Origin of the sequence: Burkholderia sp. 9775_39 (genome assembly GCF_015712225.1) — a bacterium.
In the GTDB taxonomy this organism is placed as follows: domain Bacteria; phylum Pseudomonadota; class Gammaproteobacteria; order Burkholderiales; family Burkholderiaceae; genus Burkholderia; species Burkholderia cenocepacia.
Genome location: NZ_JACCQC010000105.1, coordinates 1 through 404, shown reverse-complemented (window position 1 = coordinate 404; position 404 = coordinate 1). Strand labels below are relative to the sequence as shown.

Genomic DNA, 404 nt, shown 5'->3' with positions numbered 1-404 from the left:
TCGGCACCGTCACCACGGAGGTCAGCAGATACGACGTCGCCACCCAGGCATACAGCTCAAAGCCTTTGAGTTCGGCCACCACCGTCGGCAAGGCGGTACCGACCACGGTCTGGTCGAACGCCACCAGAACGACGACAAAGCAAATGCCGATCATCGCCAAAAGCGATTCCTTGAACGGCAGGACCTGGGTATGGGAATGTGGGAGCGCGGTGTGGACGGCCATGACTGGGAGCGGCAATACAAATGCCGCATCAACGATTGATTCGTCAATTAATAGTGTAGCGAAATCCTGGAAGGCTTGCTTGCGCGTGATGTGGAAAGACACGCTGCTGCGCGGCGAAGACCCCATAAAGCTCGGCAACCACTGGGCCGCCTTCCTCAAGGACGAGCTAGCGGTTGCTGAC

General features: G+C 58.2%; 2 pseudogenes. One reads left to right on the top strand and one right to left on the bottom strand.

What is annotated here, in order from left to right:
* Positions 1-223 (bottom strand): annotated as a pseudogene (locus tag H0X90_RS35480) (MFS transporter); the annotation flags it as partial.
* Here H0X90_RS35480 and H0X90_RS35985 point away from each other — a divergent pair.
* Positions 222-404: pseudogene (locus H0X90_RS35985) on the top strand (hypothetical protein); the annotation flags it as partial. The pseudogenes H0X90_RS35480 and H0X90_RS35985 overlap by 2 nt on opposite strands.